Source organism: Streptomyces tuirus (genome assembly GCF_014701095.1).
Taxonomy (GTDB): Bacteria; Actinomycetota; Actinomycetes; order Streptomycetales; family Streptomycetaceae; genus Streptomyces; species Streptomyces tuirus.
In genome coordinates, this window is the sequence record NZ_AP023439.1 from 2266511 (window position 1) to 2284558 (window position 18048).

Sequence of the window (18048 nt, forward strand, 5' to 3'; positions counted from 1 at the left end):
GCGGGCTCGGGTCATGGGTGCCTCACACCGCGATGAACAGCTGGGGGAGGTCGGCGACGAGATTCCACTCGCTGGGCGGGGCAGTCTCGCTGATCCACGGGCGTCCTTCGAGACTGACGTCGGGGTCGAACTTGCCGGCCCAGACCGTGGCCCGTCGCAGTTCGTCGCCGAGCTGCCAGACGACGTGAGCGTGTTCGGGCCAGGCCCACCAGACGGTTGTGTCGGGCGGAGGCGTACACCTGCCGGGGTGGAAGTTGACCCGGCCCCACGGCCGCCCGCGCATGGTGCCGTCTGGGGCGTACAGCCGCTCTTCGGGTAGCTGCTTGAAGACGGACTGGGTGACCTGCTTACCGCTGATCGTGAGGGCCTTCACCTCAACGACGGCCGTCGTGATCACAGCGTTCTGGGTAGTGAGCTGACTCGGCACGGCTACTCCTTGTAGTCGAGGGGGTCGGGAGAGGACTTGGCTACGAAGTAAGGCGAAAGAACTAAAGAAGCTGGTCAGCGGTCCTTCTGGGGTGGGGCTTATTTCGTAGCCACGAATTAAGCCCCTTCACGTCACCGCAGGTCAGACCCTTAATTCCTTACTTCGGCTTAATTCGTCGGACCCCCTTCACCGGCCGTCCGGCCGTGGGCTTGGTGAACTCTGCGTAACCGTTGATCTTGAGGAGTTCGACCACCAGCGCCTCAACCTCCGACGCCTTCTTGTTCCGGCCGAAGCACTTCGCGTTGATGTCGGTACGGGTCACGCCCTCCTCGCCGCCCTCGTCGACGAACGTCCGCAGACGGTCGAGATCGGGGTTCCCGGAACCTCCGCCGAAGACGTACCAAGCGGTGTCCTCGGCGTAGTCCCACATCGCTTCCGCCGCCTCGAGGTGCGGCAGATCGATGTAGTCGAACCCGTCCAGGAGTGCGGCCGTGACGGACAGCCGCAGCACCTGGGGGGCCGCTCGGGCGACGACCTGAGCGACAGGGCCGTCACCGGCATGGTCGGCGGCTAGACGGTCGTACAACTCCCGCCAGTGCTTCGCCGCGTCGGTGCTGCGTCGCATCTGGCCGATCGTCTGCGCCTTGTCGATGACGGCCCGCAGTTCGGCGCCGAGCGCCTTCACGTCCGCCTCGGCGAGGTCGCCCCCGTCCGGCAGCAGCTTCGAGCGCTTGGACAGGACCGGCAGGAACCGGTTCATCGTTCCGCCGGCCCGCTCTGCCTCGTTGAGCTTCATCCGCAGCTCGGTCGGCGTGATGTGTCCGACGATCCCGATGTGAGGTTCCGTCGCAATCTTCGGCTTCACCGTCATCGTGCGGAGCGTTCCGCCATCCCACGCCTGCCGGATGAGCGGCAGCAGGGTGTTCCCCTCCCGCTTCCCTTGGGCGAGGACGGAGGCGAACTCCGACTCGATGACCAACAGGCGCTTGTCCTCGACGCCCTCGTCGTAGCTGTCTGAGTCGGGGTCGCCGCTCGGGTCCCGCACCTGAATGATCAGGCCCTCTGCGGACGACAGACCGCCCATGACTCGGTCGTGAACGAACCCCTCGTCTGTGACGGTCAGGACGCGGCGGATCTCCGCGGCTGACGTTCCCTTCATGCCGCCTGCCGTCCGCCCGATGATGAGCGACCAGATGCGGGCGCCGTGGTGAACGCCACCGGTGAGGATGTGCGGGCCCTTCCCGATCAGGGCTCCCGCGGCGCTGTAGAGCGTGAACAGCATGGCCGCGGGGTCGGCCTCGGTGTGCGGTTCGATCGTGGTCACGATGCGACCGGCGAGGCCATGGAAAGCCTTCTCGCCGAGCACTGGCCAGGGGCGGCCGGTGGGCGAGACTTCAGGCTCCTCGGCTTCGCTCACGCGTGCACCCCCCGCCCGGCAGAGGCGATCGTGCGCCGTGCTTCGGCCTCGCCCAATCCGATCTGGGTAGCCGCCCCGATCAGCTCGGCCTCAACGTCGCCGGCCGCGAGATGCCCGTCGGCCACATGCGCCCACGCTTTGCTGGCAGCCCAGAACAGGCGGTCGTTCCTTGTGCCTTGGGCGGACGACAGGACGACGTTCACGAGTCCCGTGAGGGTCCGCCCCGCAGCGTCGGGCGCGGTGGTGACGCGACGCTGGGGGCGGACGACGGGGGGCGGAGGCAGCATCAGGGCGAGCAGGGCGGCAGGCGCGGGCTGGGGCTCCGTGTAGCCGGTCTTCGGGTGGAACGTGTACTCCCCGGCGCGGCCGGTGCTGCCAGGTCCGACCAGGTAGCCGCCGGTTCCGCGGACGTCGAGGCCCGGACCGAGGCGGCCGACCGAGTTCGGCACGGTGACGCCCTCGGGGACGGTGAGCCACACGTGGGCGCCACCGGACGGGGTGAACACGGTGGTCGTGATCCGGGGGATCTCGAACCCGTGCTTCCGTCCCAGCTCGGCGAGCGTTTCGTAGCCGTTGACGCCGTTCTTCACGTCGATGTCCAAGCCGACCAGGCGGCCACGGCAGGCGATCAGGTAGCCGACAGCTTTCGGGGCCAGACCGAACAGACGTCGTACATCAGCCGTGTTGGTGGTGGCGTCGTACACGCCGTGTCCGGGCTGCCCGCACTGCCCCTTGCAGTTGTGCCCCTTGGCGTGCGGGGACGGGATGGCGGGCGTCTTGTTGATGGTGGTGGGCGCCACGGCGTAGCCCTGGGCTGCGGCCCGGAGGGCGTTGTCGAGTGCCTTCTCGTGGTTGCTCACGCCGCCCCCTTGGAGGTGAGCCGAGCGCGCAGCCGTTCGCTGTGGTGGCACTGGTCGGAGTCGTTGACCGGCCAGTCACTGAAGTCGCCGGCCGTGAGCTGTCGCCCGAGACGGGCCTCGAGGCACCCGACACACAGGACCGCGCACTGGCACGTTCCGGCAGCTGCCCACACGTGATCGTGGACCATGTAGAACTCGCCTGCCGTGCAGACGTCCATGCCGCAGCCGCAGCAAGGCGGGTTGAGGTCCGTCACCATTCCCAGATGAAGGCGTCCGGCACGATCCCATCGGAGGAGATCGTCGTTCATGCCGCCCCCTTGAACTCGAGCCGGTAGTGCGCACCGCAGGGTGCGTCTTTCTCGCCCAAGCTGACGTGTCGGTGCCAGGTGCGGCACTCGGGGCAGCGTGCGGCGAACTCGAGCCGGCCGGACGTCTGGACGGGTACGGGCCGGGCGATCGGCAGGGCCGGGTCGGCGGGGAACAGGGCGTCGCCCTGGTGCGCGTCGTCAGTCGCCTGTGGCACGATGGCAGCAGACGAAGCGCCCACAGCGGAGTCTTCACGAAGCGCCCCGGCCATCATCCGGGGCGTTTCTGCGTTCGTGGTCATGCGGCGGCGCCTCCAGCCTGGTCGGCGTCGTACTGGTCGATGTCGTCCCAGCGGGCGCGGAGGTACTTGCCGACACGGAACATCAGGCAACCGGGGCCGGTCTGCGTCTGGTGCCAATAGCGAACGGTCTTCAGGGGGACCCCGTAGTGCTCGGCGATGTCGGGCACGGTGGCGAGCGGGCGGCGATTGGCGCCTGCCGACTTGGGGAGCGTCACGCGGGGGAGGGTGGCCCGTCCCATGCTTCTCCTTTAGGTGAAATGGTTACACGTTCAGGTGTAACCGGGCATCGAGTTGCGGCCAATCGTGCCTCACTGTTGCCGGTGATGCAAGTGCTCTATAAGGTGAAACTGGATCACCTAGGAGTGGAGTGGACTTGCCAGAACGAGGAATCGGCCCCGTGCAGACTGTGGCCTTCAGGGTCGGTGAACTGCGGAAACGAAAGGGCCTCACAGCAGCCGAAGTTGGCCAGCTAATGCAGGCAGAAGGCTTCAAGTGGGACCGCTTCACCGTCTCCAATCTCGAGAAGGGGAAGCGGCAGAACGTGAGCCTGACGGAGTGGCTAGGGCTCGCCCACGTCCTCGACGTGTCCCCTCTGCACCTTCTCGTGCCGCTCGAGGACGTCGAGTACAACGTGACGCCCGAGACCGTGGCGCCGGCGGCCCGCGTGCGGGCTTGGGTGCGTGGCGTGGAGCCACTGCCCGGGACGGATCAGCGGATCTTCTACACGGAAGTGCCGTTGAACGAGGTGCGAAGGCGGGAAGCTAAGCGCGAGCTCTTCGAGCAGTTGGGCGAGTGGGGCGCGGTCGACGTCGAGGCGGAGAAACGGCGCGACCCCGGAACCTGGGAGAACGACAGTGGCGAAGGTGTATGACCGCTGGCATCTGAGCCGGCCGCCAGCTGATGCAGAGCCGTGCGAGGAGCACAGCACCCGCACGAAACCCGTGTACGCGAGCCGCGACCACGGGATCGGGAAGCGCTGGCAGGTCCGCTACCGGGACCCGGCCGGCGAGCAGAAGAAGGAGAACTTCGCCAAGCGGACCGCGGCCGATGCTCGGGCCGCCGAGGTACAGAACGAACTCGACAAAGGCGAGTACGTCGACCGCGTCACGCGCCGCCAGACCTTCCGGGACTACGCGGAGGAGTGGCGCGCCTCGGCCACGCACAGGCAGCGGACCGAGTCCAACGTCGAGCGAGGCCTACGACTGCACGTCTATCCGCTGCTCGGCAACCACCAGATAGCCGGCATTAAGCGATCAGACATCCGGGCCTGGCTGAAGGATCGGTCCGCGGTCCTCGCCCCTTCCAGCCTCCGCACCCCCTGGAACGCCCTCTTCGGCGTCATGGCGGCGGCCCACTACGACGGCATCGTCCGCTCGAACCCCTGCCATGGCGTCGACCTCCCGGACATTCGACAGCCCGAGGTAGTGCCGCTCGAGCCAGCGGTCGTCCGCGCGCTGCTGGCCGCCGCCTCTCCCCGCTATCGGGCGCTCATGCGCCTGGCAGCGACGACGGGGCTCCGGCAGGGCGAGCTGTTCGGCCTGGAGGTCGAGCACGTCGACTTGCGGGCCGGGACGCTGGAGGTCGAGCAGCAGCTGGTGGGCCCCGACAAGGGCGTGCCGTATCTGGGCGAGCCGAAGACCGAGAAGAGTTACCGCACCGTCCCGCTGTCGGCGTCCGCCACGGCTGCTGTCGAGGAGCACCTCAAGGCGTACCCGCCCGTCGAGATCGAGATTGAGGACCGGACTGATCCGCGTAAGCCGTGTACGCGCAAGGCTCGGCTGCTGTTCGTGAGCGAGACGGGGGATCCGATCCGGCGCGGGTCGTGGTCGAAGGTGTGGGCCCGCATGGTGAAGCGCGCCGACAAGGATCTAGCAGCTGCAGGGTCGCCGTTGCGTGTGCCGGACGGGACGACGACGCACGACTGCCGCCACTTCTATGCCTCGGTGCTGATCAAGCATGGGGCGAGTGTGAAGAAGGTGCAGCGGCGCCTCGGTCACGCTAAGCCATCGACGACCCTGGACCTGTACGTCCATCTGTACGAGGACGGGGAGGACACGACGGCCGCGCTCATCGATGAGGCCCTGAGTGATGTGCCCTGATAGTGCCCTGCCGGGGCGCTTTTCGAGAGAGTTCCCAGCTCACAGCAGAAGGGGCGGCACCCCGCACAAGGTGCCGCCCCGCTCTTCTTCGTGCGCCGGAGCCGCCGCGATCGGTGAGGGTCGGGGACCGCCGACGGCTCCGGGTTCTACCCCGGGTCAGCGGTGGTCGCTGCCCTCGGACTGGACCGCCGCCCGGCCCGCTTCCAGGCGTGCCACGGGGATACGGAACGGGGAGCAGGAGACGTAGTCGAGTCCCACCTCGTGGAAGAAGTGGACCGACTCGGGGTCGCCGCCGTGCTCGCCGCAGACGCCGAGCTTGAGGTCGGGCCGGGTCTCGCGGCCGGCCTTGGCGGCCAGCTTCACCAGGGAGCCGACACCGTCCTTGTCGATCGTCTCGAACGGGGAGACACCGAAGATGCCCTTCTCCAGGTACGCCGTGAAGAAGCTCGCCTCCACGTCGTCCCGGCTGAAGCCCCACACCGTCTGGGTGAGGTCGTTCGTGCCGAAGGAGAAGAACTGGGCCGCCTCGGCGATCTGACCGGCGGTCAGCGCGGCGCGCGGCAGCTCGATCATCGTGCCGATGGACAGCTTCAGCTGCGTGCCCGAGGCCGCCTCGACCTCGGCGATGACCGCGTCGGCCTCCTCGCGCACGATCTCCAGCTCCTGCACCGTGCCCACGAGCGGGATCATGATCTCGGCGCGCGGGTCGCCCTTGGCGGCCTTGCGCTCGGCCGCGGCCTCGGCGATCGCCCGGACCTGCATGGTGAACAGGCCGGGGATGACCAGGCCGAGACGCACACCGCGCAGGCCCAGCATCGGGTTCTGCTCGTGCAGCCGGTGGACGGCCTGGAGCAGGCGCAGTTCGTTCTCGTGCGGCTCCTGGCGGGATTCCGCCAGGGCCACGCGGACCGAGAGTTCCGTGATGTCGGGCAGGAACTCGTGCAGCGGCGGGTCCAGGAGGCGGACGGTGACCGGGAGGCCGTCCATCGACTCGAAGAGCTGGACGAAGTCCTGCTTCTGGAGCGGGAGCAGCTGCTTGAGGGACTCCTCGCGCTCGGCGTCCGTGTCGGCCAGGATCAGCCGCTCCACCAGCTCGCGCCGGTCGCCGAGGAACATGTGCTCGGTGCGGCACAGGCCGATCCCCTGGGCGCCGAACCGGCGGGCGCGCAGCGCGTCCTCGGCGTTGTCGGCGTTGGCGCGCACCCGCAGGCGGCGCTTGCGGTCGGCGAAGGCCATCATCCGGTGGACGGCCTCGACGAGCTCGTCGGCGTCGTCGGCGCCCGGGTGCATCCGGCCCTCGAAGTACTCCACGACCGGCGACGGCACGACGGGTACCTCACCGAGGTAGACCTTGCCGGAGGAGCCGTCGATGGAGACGACGTCGCCCTCCTCGACGACGTGCCCGCCCGGCACGGTCATCCGGCGGCGCTTGGTGTCGACCTCCAGCTCCTCGGCGCCGCAGACACAGGTCTTGCCCATGCCGCGCGCGACGACGGCCGCGTGGGAGGTCTTGCCGCCGCGCGAGGTCAGGATGCCCTCGGCGGCGATCATGCCGTCCAGGTCGTCGGGGTTGGTCTCACGGCGGATCAGGATGACCTTCTCGCCGGACCGCGACCACTTCACGGCCGTGTAGGAGTCGAAGACGGCCTTGCCGACGGCCGCGCCCGGGGAGGCGGCGATGCCGCGCCCGACCTGCTCGACCTTGGCGCTCTCGTCGAAGCGCGGGAACATCAGCTGCGCCAGCTGGGCGCCGTTGACGCGGGTGAGCGCCTCGGCCTCGTCGATCAGGCCCTGGTCCACCAGCTGGGTCGCGATGCGGAAGGCCGCGCCCGCGGTGCGCTTGCCGACGCGGGTCTGGAGCATCCACAGCACACCGCGCTCGATGGTGAACTCGATGTCGCAGAGGTCCTTGTAATGGTTCTCCAGCGTCTCCATGATCTGCATCAGCTGGTCGTAGGACTTCTTGTCGATCTGCTCCAGCTCGGCGAGCGGCACGGTGTTGCGGATGCCCGCGACGACGTCCTCGCCCTGCGCGTTCTGGAGGTAGTCGCCGTACACGCCCTGGTGGCCGGAGGCGGGGTCGCGGGTGAAGGCGACGCCGGTGCCGGAGTCGGGGCCGAGGTTGCCGAAGACCATGGAACAGACGTTGACCGCGGTGCCGAGGTCGCCGGGGATGCGCTCCTGGCGGCGGTAGAGCTTGGCCCGGTCGGTGTTCCAGGAGTCGAAGACCGCGTGGATGGCGAGGTCCATCTGCTCGCGCGGGTCCTGCGGGAAGTCCCGGCCGGCCTCGGTCTTGACGATCTTCTTGAACTTGGTGACGAGCTTCTTGAGGTCGGCGGCCTCCAGCTCGGTGTCGACCGTGACCTTCTTGGCCGCCTTGGCCGCGTCCAGCGCGTCCTCGAACAGCTCGCCGTCGACGCCCAGGACGGTCTTGCCGAACATCTGGATGAGGCGGCGGTAGGAGTCCCAGGCGAACCGGTCGTCGCCGGCCTGCTTGGCCAGGCCCTGCACCGACTTGTCGGAGAGGCCGATGTTGAGGACGGTGTCCATCATGCCGGGCATGGAGAACTTGGCGCCCGAGCGCACCGACACCAGCAGCGGGTCGTCGGCCTGGCCGAGCTTCTTGCCCATGCGGGCCTCGAGCGCGTCGAGGTGGGCGGTCACCTCGTCACGCAGTGCCGCGGGCTCCTCGCCGCTTTCCAGGTAGACCTTGCAGGCCTCGGTGGTGATGGTGAAGCCGGGAGGGACCGGAAGGCCCAGGTTCGTCATCTCCGCGAGGTTCGCGCCCTTGCCACCGAGGAGGTCCTTGAGGTCCTTGTTGCCCTCGGTGAAGTCATAGACGAACTTCACGCCCTCAACGCTCGCGGCCTGCTCGGCTACCGGGAGATCTTTGTTTTCCGACACGGGTCTCGACTCCTCGAGGACGCGGTGGCTGCCCTGACGGGCAGGAACATACCCAGATCAAAGGCGTCTGGGTACGTCCACTCGTGCGTCATACGCCTGTAACCACTCGTCCGCCAGCGGATCGAAAGTCAAGGCTGAGCAAGCGATCGCAGCCGCATGTTTTCACTTCTTGAACGCAAGATCCTTCCTGAGCCCCTCTGAGCGCTCATGTGAGCGAGGTTTCCGCACATTTGATTTCGCTCGATGAACGATCAAAGGGTGGCACTCAGTGCCACCCTTTGGAGAAGTGCAGTCGCTCAAGATCCGCTCATCTGAGCGCAACCCTTATCAGGGGTGGCGAGAATCACGCTGCCACAGCCGCCGGGATTTCACCATGCGGACGTGCCCCGGAACGGAAACACGGCCGTCACACCCCGAGCGCGCGCAGCCGCTCCTCGACCCGCTCGGGCGCGTAGAGGTGCTCCACGACCATCGCACCGGCTCCCACCAGCGCGGCCCGCTCACCCAGCCGCGCGGTGACCACCTCCAGGTGGGCGGTGGAGCGGGGCAGCGCCCGCTGGTACAGCAGTTCGCGGACCCCTGTCACGAAGGGAGTTCCGGCCAGATCCCCGGCGATCATCAGCACGCCGGGGTTGAGCAGCGTCACGACCGTCGCGAGGACGTCCCCGACCCGGCGCCCGGCCTCCCGGGCGAGCCCGACCGCCTCCGGGTGCCCGGACGCCAGCAGATCCCGTACGTCCGAGCCGGAGGCGGCCGGCACCCCGGTCTCCGCCAGCCGCCGCGCCACCGCACCACCGCTCGCGACGGCGGCCAGACAGCCGTAGGAACCGCACCGGCACAGCGCCTCGGCGCCCTCCGGGACCCGGATGTGCCCGATGTCGCCGGCGCCGCCGTCGATGCCCCGGAACACGGCGCCGTCCACCACGACCCCGGCGCCGATGCCGGTGGAGACCTTCACCAGGACGAAGGCGGAGCAGCCCGGGTAGGCGGTGCGCTGTTCGCCGTAGGCCATCAGGTTGGCGTCGTTGTCCACCAGCACCGGAACCGCGGCGGCGCCCGCGTGCTCGGCGAGCGCCCGGGCCATCCGGCCCCGTATGTCGTAGCCGTCCCAGCCGGGCATGATCGGCGGCTGGACGACGCGGCCGGTCTCGGTGTCGACCGGGCCCGGCACCGCGAGACCGACCCCGCAGACCGTCTCGGCCCCGCGCCCGGTCTTGACCAGCAACTCGGCGAACCAGCGGCCGAGTTCGCCGAGGACGGCGTCCGGTCCGTCCTCGATGACGAGGGTGCCGGAGTGCTCGGCGAGGATCTCGCCGCTCAGCGACAGCACGGCGGACCGGGCGTGCCGGGTGTCGAGGTCGGCGGCCAGGACCACCGCGTGCTCGTCGTCGAACTCCAGGGTGACGGAGGGCCGCCCGCCCAGCGGGGAGTCCACCGGCCCCCCGGCGCCCTCGCGCAGCCAGCCCGCGCGGAAGAGCCGGTCCAGGCGCTGCCCGACGGTGGCCCGGGACAGTCCGGTCGCCTGTTGCAGGGCACCCCGGGTCACGGCGCGTCGGCTGCGCACCAGTTCGAGCAGATCGCCGGCGCTCGCCTGCCCCGCGCCTCGTCCGGTTCTCCCGGGCTGTCCGGTCATGCACACCCCCTTGTGTTTCCCAACCTTGCCTTACATAGTGGGTTTTGCGTGTTAAATAGACGTAACCCCACGGTAGCCGCAGCCGAACCGGCCGGCCGGACGTCTTTCCGGAGAGCCCCGAGTGGACCGCACCGCCCAACGCCCCCCGCGTCCCCCGGGACGCACCGTTGCATACGAACCGCCCGGCACCGCGCCTCCCCTGCACAAGAGGGCAGCCGCCGTGCTGGAGGCCGGCTGGACGGGGACGTCCACGGTGCCCTCGCGCGGCCTGTACCCGCACCAGTGGTCGTGGGACTCGGCGTTCATCGCGATCGGCCTCAGGCACCTGTCGCCGTTACGGGCCCAGACGGAGCTGGAGACGCTGCTGGCGGCCCAGTGGGCGGACGGGCGGATCCCGCACATCGTCTTCAACCCCTCCGTCCCCCTCGACGCCTACTTCCCGAGCCCCGACTTCTGGTGCTCCTCGACCGCCGGGCGCTCCGCCGGCGCCCCGCGCACCGTACAGACCTCCGGGATCGTGCAGCCACCGGTCCACGCCCTGGCCGCGTGGCTGGTGCACCTGGCCGACCCGGGCCTGTCCCGGGCGCGCGGCTTCCTCACCCGTGCGTACCCCCGGCTGGCCGCCTGGCACGACTACCTCCTGCACCGGCGCGACCTCGGCGGGGGCGGGCTGGTGTCCGTGGTGCACCCCTGGGAACAGGGTATGGACAACAGCCCCTGCTGGGACCGCCCGCTGTCCCGGGTCACCCCGGCCCCGGCCCGCTCCTTCCGCCGCGCCGACCTCGACCACGGCGCCCCCGAGGACCGGCCGACGGATCTGGACTACGGGCGGTACGTACGGCTGGCCGCCGACTACCGGGACCGCGGATACGCCGACGGGCCCGGGGACTTCGCCGTGGAGGACCCGGCGTTCAACGCGCTGCTCGCCGCCTCCGAGTACGCCCTGGACCGGATCGCCCACGAGCTCGGCGTGACCGGCTCGGCACGGCGGGCCCGCGCGGAGCGGCTGACGGCGGCCCTGGTGGAGCGGCTGTGGGAACCGGCGGCGGGCATGTTCCTGTGCCGGGACGTACGCGCCGGGGAACCGGTCCCGGAGCTCGGTGTGTCCGGGCTGATCCCCCTGCTGCTGCCGGCCCTGCCCGGCGACCTCGCGGCCACCCTGGTCCGCACGATGTGCGGCCCGCACTTCGGCCTCGGCGGCGCGACCCGCCTGGTGCCGAGCTACGACCTGCTCGGCGAGGCCTTCGATCCGCATCGCTACTGGCGCGGCCCGGCCTGGTTCAACACCAACTGGCTGCTGGAGCGCGGCCTGCGGCGGCACGGCGAGCGCGGCCGGGCCGACGCCCTGCGCAAGGGCATGCTGCACACCGCCGGCGCCTCCGGCTTCGCGGAGTACGTCGACCCGTACACGGCACAGGCCTGCGGCGTCACCGGCTTCGGCTGGACCGCCGCGCTCACGCTCGACCTGCTGCACGACCGGCCCGCACGGGGCAGGAACGGCCTCACGGCGATCAAGGGAGAGGACCCGGCATGACGGACCGGCATCATCTGCTCGTGCACGGCCGGACGTTCGCCGCCGTCGGCGATCGCGGCGACATCAGCGGCTACCGGGGCGGCAGCGCCCCGGACGGCCTGTTCGTACGGGACGCCCGGCACTTGAGCCGGTGGCAGCTCACCGTCGACGGGGCGGTGCCCGACACACTGACACCGGTGGCCGACGGGGACACCGCGCGCTGTGTGCTCGTCCCGCGCGGCGGCCGCGACGAACCGCCCGCGTGCACGCTCTTCCGCGAACAGGCCGTCGGGGACTCCTCGTTCGTGGAGTCGCTGCGCGTCACCAGCAACCGGCCGGTGCCGACGACGGTCCACCTCGCGGTCACCGCAGACGCCGACTTCACCGACCAGTTCGAACTGCGCTCCGACCACCGCACCTACACCAAGGCCGGGGCCGTCCGCTCCCGCCACACGCTCACCCATGGCGTGGAGTTCGCCTACCGGCGCGGCGAGTGGCACTCCGTCACGACCGTGACGGCCGACCCCCGGCCGGACGCCGTGGAGGAGACCGGCACCGGCGCCCGCCGGCTGTCGTGGACCCTGGACCTCGAACCGCACGGCACCGCCGAGCTGACCCTGCGGGTCATGGCCCGCCCGCACGGCGACCGGCGCGCCCTGCGCGTGCCGCGCTCCCCCGCCGCGGCGCGAGGCCGACTGCGCGCCCGGGAGGCCGAGTTCATCAAGGACGTGGCCTTCCCGGAGGGGTGGCCCGAGCTGGCCGCGGCCTGTTCCCGTGGGCTCGCCGACCTCGCCGCCCTCCAGGTCCCGGCGACCGGCCCGGACGGCGAGGAACTGCGCGTCCCGGCCGCCGGCGCCCCCTGGTTCCTGACGTTGCTGGGCCGGGACGCCCTGCTGACCTCGCTGTTCGCCCTGCCCTACCGGCCGCGGCTTGCCGCCGCCACCCTGCCCGCGCTCGCCGCGACCCAGGCCACCCGGACCGGGCCCGACGGGATCGCCCAGCCCGGCAAGATCGTGCACGAGGTACGCCACGGAGAACTGGCCCACTTCGGCCAGGTCCCCTACGGCCGCTACTACGGCTCGGTCGACGCCACCCCGCTGTTCCTCGTCCTGCTCGGCGCGTACACCGAGCACACCGGCGACACGGGCCCGGCCCGCCGCCTCGAAGCCCACGCCCGGGCCGCCGTCACCTGGATGCTCGACCACGGAGGCCTCACCTCGCGCGGTTACCTCGTCTACCGCGCCGACCAGGGCGGCCTCGCCAACCAGAACTGGAAGGACTCCCCCGGCGCCATCTGCTCCGCCGAAGGCACCCGCCCGCACGGCCCGGTGACGGCCGCCGGCGCCCAGGGCTACGCCTACGACGCCCTGCGCCGCACGGCGAACCTCGCCCGCACGGTGTGGCGGGACACCACGTACGCCCACCTGCTGGAGCAGACGGCCGGGGACCTGCGCGACCGTTTCCAGCGGGACTTCTGGATGCCGGAGCACTCCTTCCCCGCCCTCGCGCTGGACGGCCGGGGCACGCAGGTCGACGCGCTGGCCTCCGACGCCGGGCACCTGCTCTGGTCGGGGCTGCTGGACAAGGAGTACGGCGAACTCGTCGGACGGCGGCTCCTCGAACCCGACTTCTTCTCCGGCTGGGGCGTGCGCACCCTGGCCGCGGGGCAGCCGGCGTACCACCCGCTCTCCTACCACCGCGGCTCGGTCTGGCCGCACGACAACGCGCTGATCGCGCTGGGCCTGGCCCGCTACGGGCTGCACGACGAGGCCCGTGCGATCGCCCGCGGCCTGGTCGACGCGGCGGGCGCGACCGGCCACCGGCTCCCGGAGGTCCTGGCGGGCTACGGCCGTGACACACACCCGGAGCCGGTGCCGTACCCGTACGCGTGCGTGCGTGAATCCCGTTCCGCGTCCGCCCCGCTGGCGCTGCTCACGGCGGTCGGGGTGGTCTGAGGGCCGGTTGGCCGGCCGTTTGCCGGGTGTTTGCCGAGCGCTGGTCGGGCGGGCTGAACGCACCTGGTGGACGCACCGTAGGGAACAGTGGCGGACCCGTACCCCCACCCGGGTCCGCCACCTCACCGGTTCCGTACGGGAAGGACCTTCGGGTGCCTGTCTTCACACGCTTCAGCGAGCCGCCACAGCCGGGTGACGGCATATCAGAGGCCGAGAAGGCGGAGGGCGGGGAGAGCGGGGAGGACGAGAGAGAGCGGGCGGCGGGACCCGGTCCGGTCCCGGTCACCCCCGCGCCCCGCTTCACTCGTCTGCGCACCTGGCGCACCCGCCACCCCCGGACCGCACGCGCCCTCCGCCTGGCCACCACCGCCCTCGCCGCCGCCCTGGTCCTCGGGGCCCTGCTCCTGCCCAACACCCTCCCCGCCCTCACCCCGGCCGGCTTCGCGCGGATCCCGGCCGAGGCGGTCATCGGGGCCGTCGTCGTGCTCGCGCTGCCGCGCCGGCCCCGGCTCGTGGCGGCGGTGCTGTACGGGCTCGGACTCACCGCCCTGACCACGGTGAACCTGCTCGACATGGGGTTCAACGAGTACCTCGGCCGGGGCTTCAACGCCGCGCTCGACTGGGATCTGCTGCCCGACGCGCAGGCCTACGTCGAGGACACGCTGGGCGGGGGCGTCGCGACCGCCGTCACCGTCGGCGCGGTGGTGCTCGTGCTGCTGCTGGCGGCCGTCATGGTCGCGGCGACGCTCCGGCTCGCGCAGGTGCTGGCCCGGCACCGGGTGCGGGCGACGCAGGGCGCCCTGATCGCCGGCACCGTCTGGGTCACCTGCGCCGCGCTGGGCCTGACCCTGTTCGGCGGGCCGATCGCCTCCGAGCGCGGGGCCGGTGCCCTCCGGGTGCACGCGCAGCGGACGGTGGAGTCGCTGCGGGACGAGGCCGCGTTCGCGGAACAGTCGAAGGCGGACACCTTCGGGAACACCCCGCCCGGCGAACTGCTCCCGGACCTGCGCGGCAAGGACGTGATCTTCACGTTCATCGAGAGTTACGGCCGCAGCGCCATCGAGGACCCGGTCATGGCACCCGGCGTCGGCCGGACCCTGGACGCGGGCACCGCCGCCCTGGAGAAGGCCGGGTTCGCCGCCCGCAGCGGCTGGCTGACGTCGGCGACGTACGGCGGCAGCAGCTGGCTCGGCCACTCCACGACCATGTCCGGCCTGTGGATCGACAACCAGCGGCGCTACCGCACGGTCAGCGCCGGCGACCACCTCACCCTCACCAAGGCCTTCCAGAAGACCGGCGCCTGGGACACGGTCGGTGTCATGCCGGGCGTGCAGAAGGGCTGGCCGGAGGAGAAGTGGTACGGCCTGGACAAGCTCTACGACGCCTTCGACCTGGGCTACCGGGGGCCGAAGTTCAGCTGGTCGACCATGCCCGACCAGTACGCGCTGGAGGAGTTCCAGAAGCGGGTGCACGGCAGGAAGCGGGACAAGCCGCTGATGTCGTTCGTCATCCTCACCTCCAGCCACCAGCCCTGGGCGCCCATCCCGAAGATGGTCGGCTGGGACGAGCTCGGCGACGGCTCGGTCTTCGACGCGATCCAGAAGGCCGGCAACAAGGCCTCGGATGTCATCACCGACACCACCAAGTCCCGTGAGGAGTACGGCAAGTCCATCCAGTACTCGGTCACCAGCCTCACCCGGTGGCTGGAGCGCTATGGCACCGACGACACCGTCCTGGTCTTCCTCGGCGACCACCAGCCCATCGCCCGGGTCAGCGGAAACCACGCCTCCCGGGACGTGCCGGTGTCGATCGTCGCGAAGGACCCGAAGGTCCTGGACAGGGTCGCCGGGTGGAACTGGACGGAGGGCCTCAAGCCCGGCCGGGACGCGCCGGTGTGGAAGATGAGCTCCTTCCGCGACCGCTTCCTGAAGGCGTTCGGCTCCACACCGCACCCCTCCAGGGGCTGATCAGCCGCCCGAGGTGTCGAGCTCGGCGTCCTCGCCGACCCCGGCGCAGTCGTAGGGGTCCTTCAGCCAGCCGTCGGGCAGCACCACGCGGTTGTTGCCGGACGTACGGCCGCGGGGGCCGTCGGCGCCGGTGGGCCAGGGCTGGTCGAGGTCCAGCTCGTCCAGGCCGGAGCGCAGCTCCTCCAGGGACGAGGTGATCGCGAGGCGCCCCCGCATCTCGGAGCCGACCGCGAAGCCCTTCAGGTACCAGGCGACGTGCTTGCGGAAGTCGATCACGCCCCGGGCCTCGTCGCCGATCCACTCCCCGAGCAGGGTGGCGTGCCGGACCATGACGTCGGCGACCTCGCGCAGAGCGGGGCGGGCGATGTCCTCGGTGCGGCCCTCGAAGGCGGCGACCAGGTCGGAGAAGAGCCAGGGCCGCCCCAGGCAGCCGCGGCCGACGACCACGCCGTCGCAGCCGGTCTCCCGCACCATCCGCAGGGCGTCCTCGGCCGACCAGATGTCGCCGTTGCCGAGCACCGGGATCTCCGGCACGTGCTCCTTCAGCCGGGCGATGGCGTCCCAGTCGGCGGTGCCGCCGTAGTGCTGGGCGGCGGTGCGGCCGTGCAGGGCGATGGCGGTGACGCCCTCCTCGACGGCGATCCGGCCGGCGTCGAGGAAGGTGATGTGGTCGTCGTCGATGCCCTTGCGCATCTTCATCGTCACGGGCAGGTCGCCGGCGCCGCTGACGGCCTCGCGCAGGATGGCCCGCAGCAGGTTCCGCTTGTACGGCAGCGCGGAGCCGCCGCCCTTGCGGGTGACCTTGGGCACCGGGCAGCCGAAGTTCAGGTCGATGTGGTCGGCGAGGTCCTCCTCCGCGATCATGCGGACGGCCTTGCCGACGGTGGCGGGGTCCACGCCGTACAGCTGGATGGAGCGGGGGCGCTCACTCGCATCGAAGTGAATGAGCTGCATGGTCTTCTCGTTGCGCTCGACCAGCGCCCTGGTCGTGATCATCTCGCTGACGAACAGGCCCTTGCCGGCGCTGAACTCTCTGCACAGGGTGCGGAAGGGCGCGTTGGTGATCCCGGCCATGGGGGCCAGGACGACGGGGGGCCGGACGGTGTGCGGACCGATCTGGAGGGGCGTGGACATGCGTCCATTGTGCCGTGCAATGAGATGGCAAACTTCATTAGTTAGCCACACTATTGAAACCGGCGTACGATGGAGCGCATGCCCGAGCTCAGTCACCGCCGCCGCATGCTGGTGCTCGCGATCTGCTGCATGAGCCTGCTGATCGTGAGCCTCGACAACACGGTCCTGAACGTGGCCCTGCCGTCCATGCAGCAGGACCTGCACGCGAGTACGTCGGGTCTGCAGTGGACGATCGACGCCTACACCCTGGTCCTGGCCTCGCTGCTGATGCTCGCGGGTTCCACGGCCGACCGGATCGGCCGCAAGCGGGTCTTCATGGCGGGCCTGGTCGTCTTCACCCTCGGCTCGGTCCTGTGCTCCCTCGCGCCGAACCTGGAGGCGCTGATCGCGTTCCGGATGGTGCAGGCGGTGGGCGGCTCGATGCTGAACCCGGTCGCCATGTCGATCATCACCAACACCTTCACCGACCCGCGCGAGCGGGCCCGGGCCATCGGCGTCTGGGGCGCGGTCGTCGGCATATCGATGGCCGCCGGCCCGCTGGTCGGCGGGCTCCTGGTCGACTCCGTCGGCTGGCGCTCCATCTTCTGGATCAACCTGCCGGTGGGCCTCGCGGCCCTGCTGCTCACCCTGCGCTTCGTCCCCGAGTCCCGCGCGCCGCGCGCCCGCCGGCCCGATCCCGTCGGGCAGGTGCTGGTGATCGCGCTGTTCGGCTCGCTCACGTACGCGATCATCGAGGCGCCGAGCACCCCGTTCGGGTCGATCGCGCCGCTGGCCGCCGTCGCCCTCGCCGCCCTGGTGGGACTGCTCCTCTACGAGCCGCGTCGCAAGGAGCCGCTGATCGATCTGCGGTTCTTCCGGTCGGCGCCGTTCAGCGGGGCCACGGTGATCGCGATCAGCGCGTTCGCCGCGCTCGGCGGCTTCCTGTTCCTGTCGACGCTGTACCTGCAGAACGTCCGCGGTCTGACCGCCCTGGAGGCGGGCCTGTGGATGCTGCCGATGGCGGTGCCGACGTTCCTGTGCGCGCCGCTGTCGGGCCGCCTGGTGGGCTCGTACGGCCCGCGCCCGCCGCTGCTCATCGCGGGCTTCGCGATGACGACGAGCGGCGTCCTGTTCGCCGCGTTCGACGCCGAGACCTCCAATGTCACGCTCTTCGCCGGCTACGTCCTGTTCGGCATCGGCTTCGGTTTCGTCAACGCGCCCATCACCAACACGGCCGTGTCCGGCATGCCGCGCGCCCAGGCGGGCGTGGCCGCGGCGGTCGCCTCCACGAGCCGGCAGCTCGGGCAGACGCTGGGGGTGGCCGTGGTGGGCGCGGTCCTCGCCTCGGGTGTCGGCTCCTCCTCCTACCGGGAGGTGTTCGTGTCCGCGGCCCGGCCCGGGTGGTGGATCCTCGCCGTGTGCGGGTTCGCGGTGCTGGTGCTGGGGGCGGTGACGAACGGGCGGTGGGCCCGGGGGACCGCCGAGCGGGCCGCGCGCCGCCTGGAGCCGGCTCAGGTGCGGGACGTGGTGGTGACCGCGGACCGCTGATTGTC

At 70.7% G+C, this 18048-nt stretch carries 15 protein-coding genes; 6 read left to right on the forward strand and 9 right to left on the reverse strand.

Annotated features, from left to right (window positions below):
- Window positions 1-22: 22 nt before the first annotated feature.
- The 6 genes from IGS69_RS10535 to IGS69_RS10560 all read right to left on the reverse strand — a co-directional run bounded on the left by IGS69_RS10535 (window position 23) and on the right by IGS69_RS10560 (window position 3550).
- Window positions 23-397, reverse strand: coding sequence for a hypothetical protein (locus IGS69_RS10535; protein ID WP_190898521.1), 375 nt, complete (start codon window positions 395-397; stop codon window positions 23-25).
- A gap of 187 nt (window positions 398-584) precedes the next feature.
- Window positions 585-1844, reverse strand: a complete 1260-nt coding sequence (locus IGS69_RS10540; RefSeq protein WP_190898523.1) for a DUF3987 domain-containing protein — start codon at window positions 1842-1844, stop codon at window positions 585-587.
- Window positions 1841-2704 carry a bifunctional DNA primase/polymerase gene (locus IGS69_RS10545; protein ID WP_190898524.1) on the reverse strand — a complete coding sequence of 288 codons (864 nt, stop codon included), beginning with the start codon at window positions 2702-2704 and terminating at the stop codon, window positions 1841-1843. The genes IGS69_RS10540 and IGS69_RS10545 overlap by 4 nt, the downstream gene beginning before the upstream one ends.
- On the reverse strand, window positions 2701-3012 hold the full coding sequence (locus IGS69_RS10550) for a hypothetical protein (protein ID WP_190898526.1): 312 nt from the start codon (window positions 3010-3012) through the stop codon (window positions 2701-2703). Before IGS69_RS10550 ends, IGS69_RS10545 begins: the two co-directional genes overlap by 4 nt.
- Window positions 3009-3311, reverse strand: coding sequence for a hypothetical protein (locus IGS69_RS10555; protein WP_190898527.1), 303 nt, complete (start codon window positions 3309-3311; stop codon window positions 3009-3011). Before IGS69_RS10555 ends, IGS69_RS10550 begins: the two co-directional genes overlap by 4 nt.
- Window positions 3308-3550, reverse strand: a complete 243-nt coding sequence (locus tag IGS69_RS10560) for a DNA-binding protein (protein WP_190898529.1) — start codon at window positions 3548-3550, stop codon at window positions 3308-3310. Before IGS69_RS10560 ends, IGS69_RS10555 begins: the two co-directional genes overlap by 4 nt.
- 158 nt (window positions 3551-3708) lie before the next feature.
- Here IGS69_RS10560 and IGS69_RS10565 point away from each other — a divergent pair, with 158 nt between their 5' ends.
- A complete protein-coding gene (locus IGS69_RS10565; protein ID WP_190898530.1) occupies window positions 3709-4182 on the forward strand; it encodes a helix-turn-helix domain-containing protein in 474 nt (157 codons plus the stop codon).
- Window positions 4166-5410 carry a site-specific integrase gene (locus tag IGS69_RS10570; protein ID WP_190898531.1) on the forward strand — a complete coding sequence of 415 codons (1245 nt, stop codon included), beginning with the start codon at window positions 4166-4168 and terminating at the stop codon, window positions 5408-5410. Before IGS69_RS10565 ends, IGS69_RS10570 begins: the two co-directional genes overlap by 17 nt.
- A gap of 156 nt (window positions 5411-5566) precedes the next feature.
- Here IGS69_RS10570 and ppdK read toward each other — a convergent pair whose 3' ends face one another.
- Entirely contained in the window at window positions 5567-8314 is a 2748-nt protein-coding gene (ppdK, locus tag IGS69_RS10575) for a pyruvate, phosphate dikinase (RefSeq protein WP_385862128.1), read from the reverse strand.
- Window positions 8315-8720: 406 nt separating this feature from the next.
- Entirely contained in the window at window positions 8721-9947 is a 1227-nt protein-coding gene (locus IGS69_RS10580; RefSeq protein ID WP_190898532.1) for an ROK family transcriptional regulator, read from the reverse strand.
- 121 nt (window positions 9948-10068) lie between these two features.
- Between IGS69_RS10580 and IGS69_RS10585 the strand changes: the two genes are divergently transcribed.
- The 3 genes from IGS69_RS10585 to IGS69_RS10595 all read left to right on the forward strand — a co-directional run bounded on the left by IGS69_RS10585 (window position 10069) and on the right by IGS69_RS10595 (window position 15382).
- Entirely contained in the window at window positions 10069-11481 is a 1413-nt protein-coding gene (locus IGS69_RS10585) for an MGH1-like glycoside hydrolase domain-containing protein (protein ID WP_190898534.1), read from the forward strand.
- Window positions 11478-13415: an amylo-alpha-1,6-glucosidase gene (locus IGS69_RS10590; protein ID WP_190898535.1), complete on the forward strand. Its 1938-nt coding sequence runs from the start codon at window positions 11478-11480 to the stop codon at window positions 13413-13415. Before IGS69_RS10585 ends, IGS69_RS10590 begins: the two co-directional genes overlap by 4 nt.
- Before the next feature lie 152 nt (window positions 13416-13567).
- Window positions 13568-15382 carry an alkaline phosphatase family protein gene (locus tag IGS69_RS10595; RefSeq protein WP_190898536.1) on the forward strand — a complete coding sequence of 605 codons (1815 nt, stop codon included), beginning with the start codon at window positions 13568-13570 and terminating at the stop codon, window positions 15380-15382.
- Here the strand turns inward: IGS69_RS10595 and dusB are convergent, their stop codons facing one another.
- Window positions 15383-16516: a tRNA dihydrouridine synthase DusB gene (gene dusB / locus IGS69_RS10600; protein WP_190898537.1), complete on the reverse strand. Its 1134-nt coding sequence runs from the start codon at window positions 16514-16516 to the stop codon at window positions 15383-15385.
- Window positions 16517-16594: 78 nt separating this feature from the next.
- Between dusB and IGS69_RS10605 the strand changes: the two genes are divergently transcribed.
- The gene (locus tag IGS69_RS10605) at window positions 16595-18043 is read left to right on the forward strand and encodes an MFS transporter (protein WP_190898538.1); all 1449 of its coding nucleotides are present in this window, start codon (window positions 16595-16597) and stop codon (window positions 18041-18043) included.
- Window positions 18044-18048 lie beyond the last annotated feature (5 nt).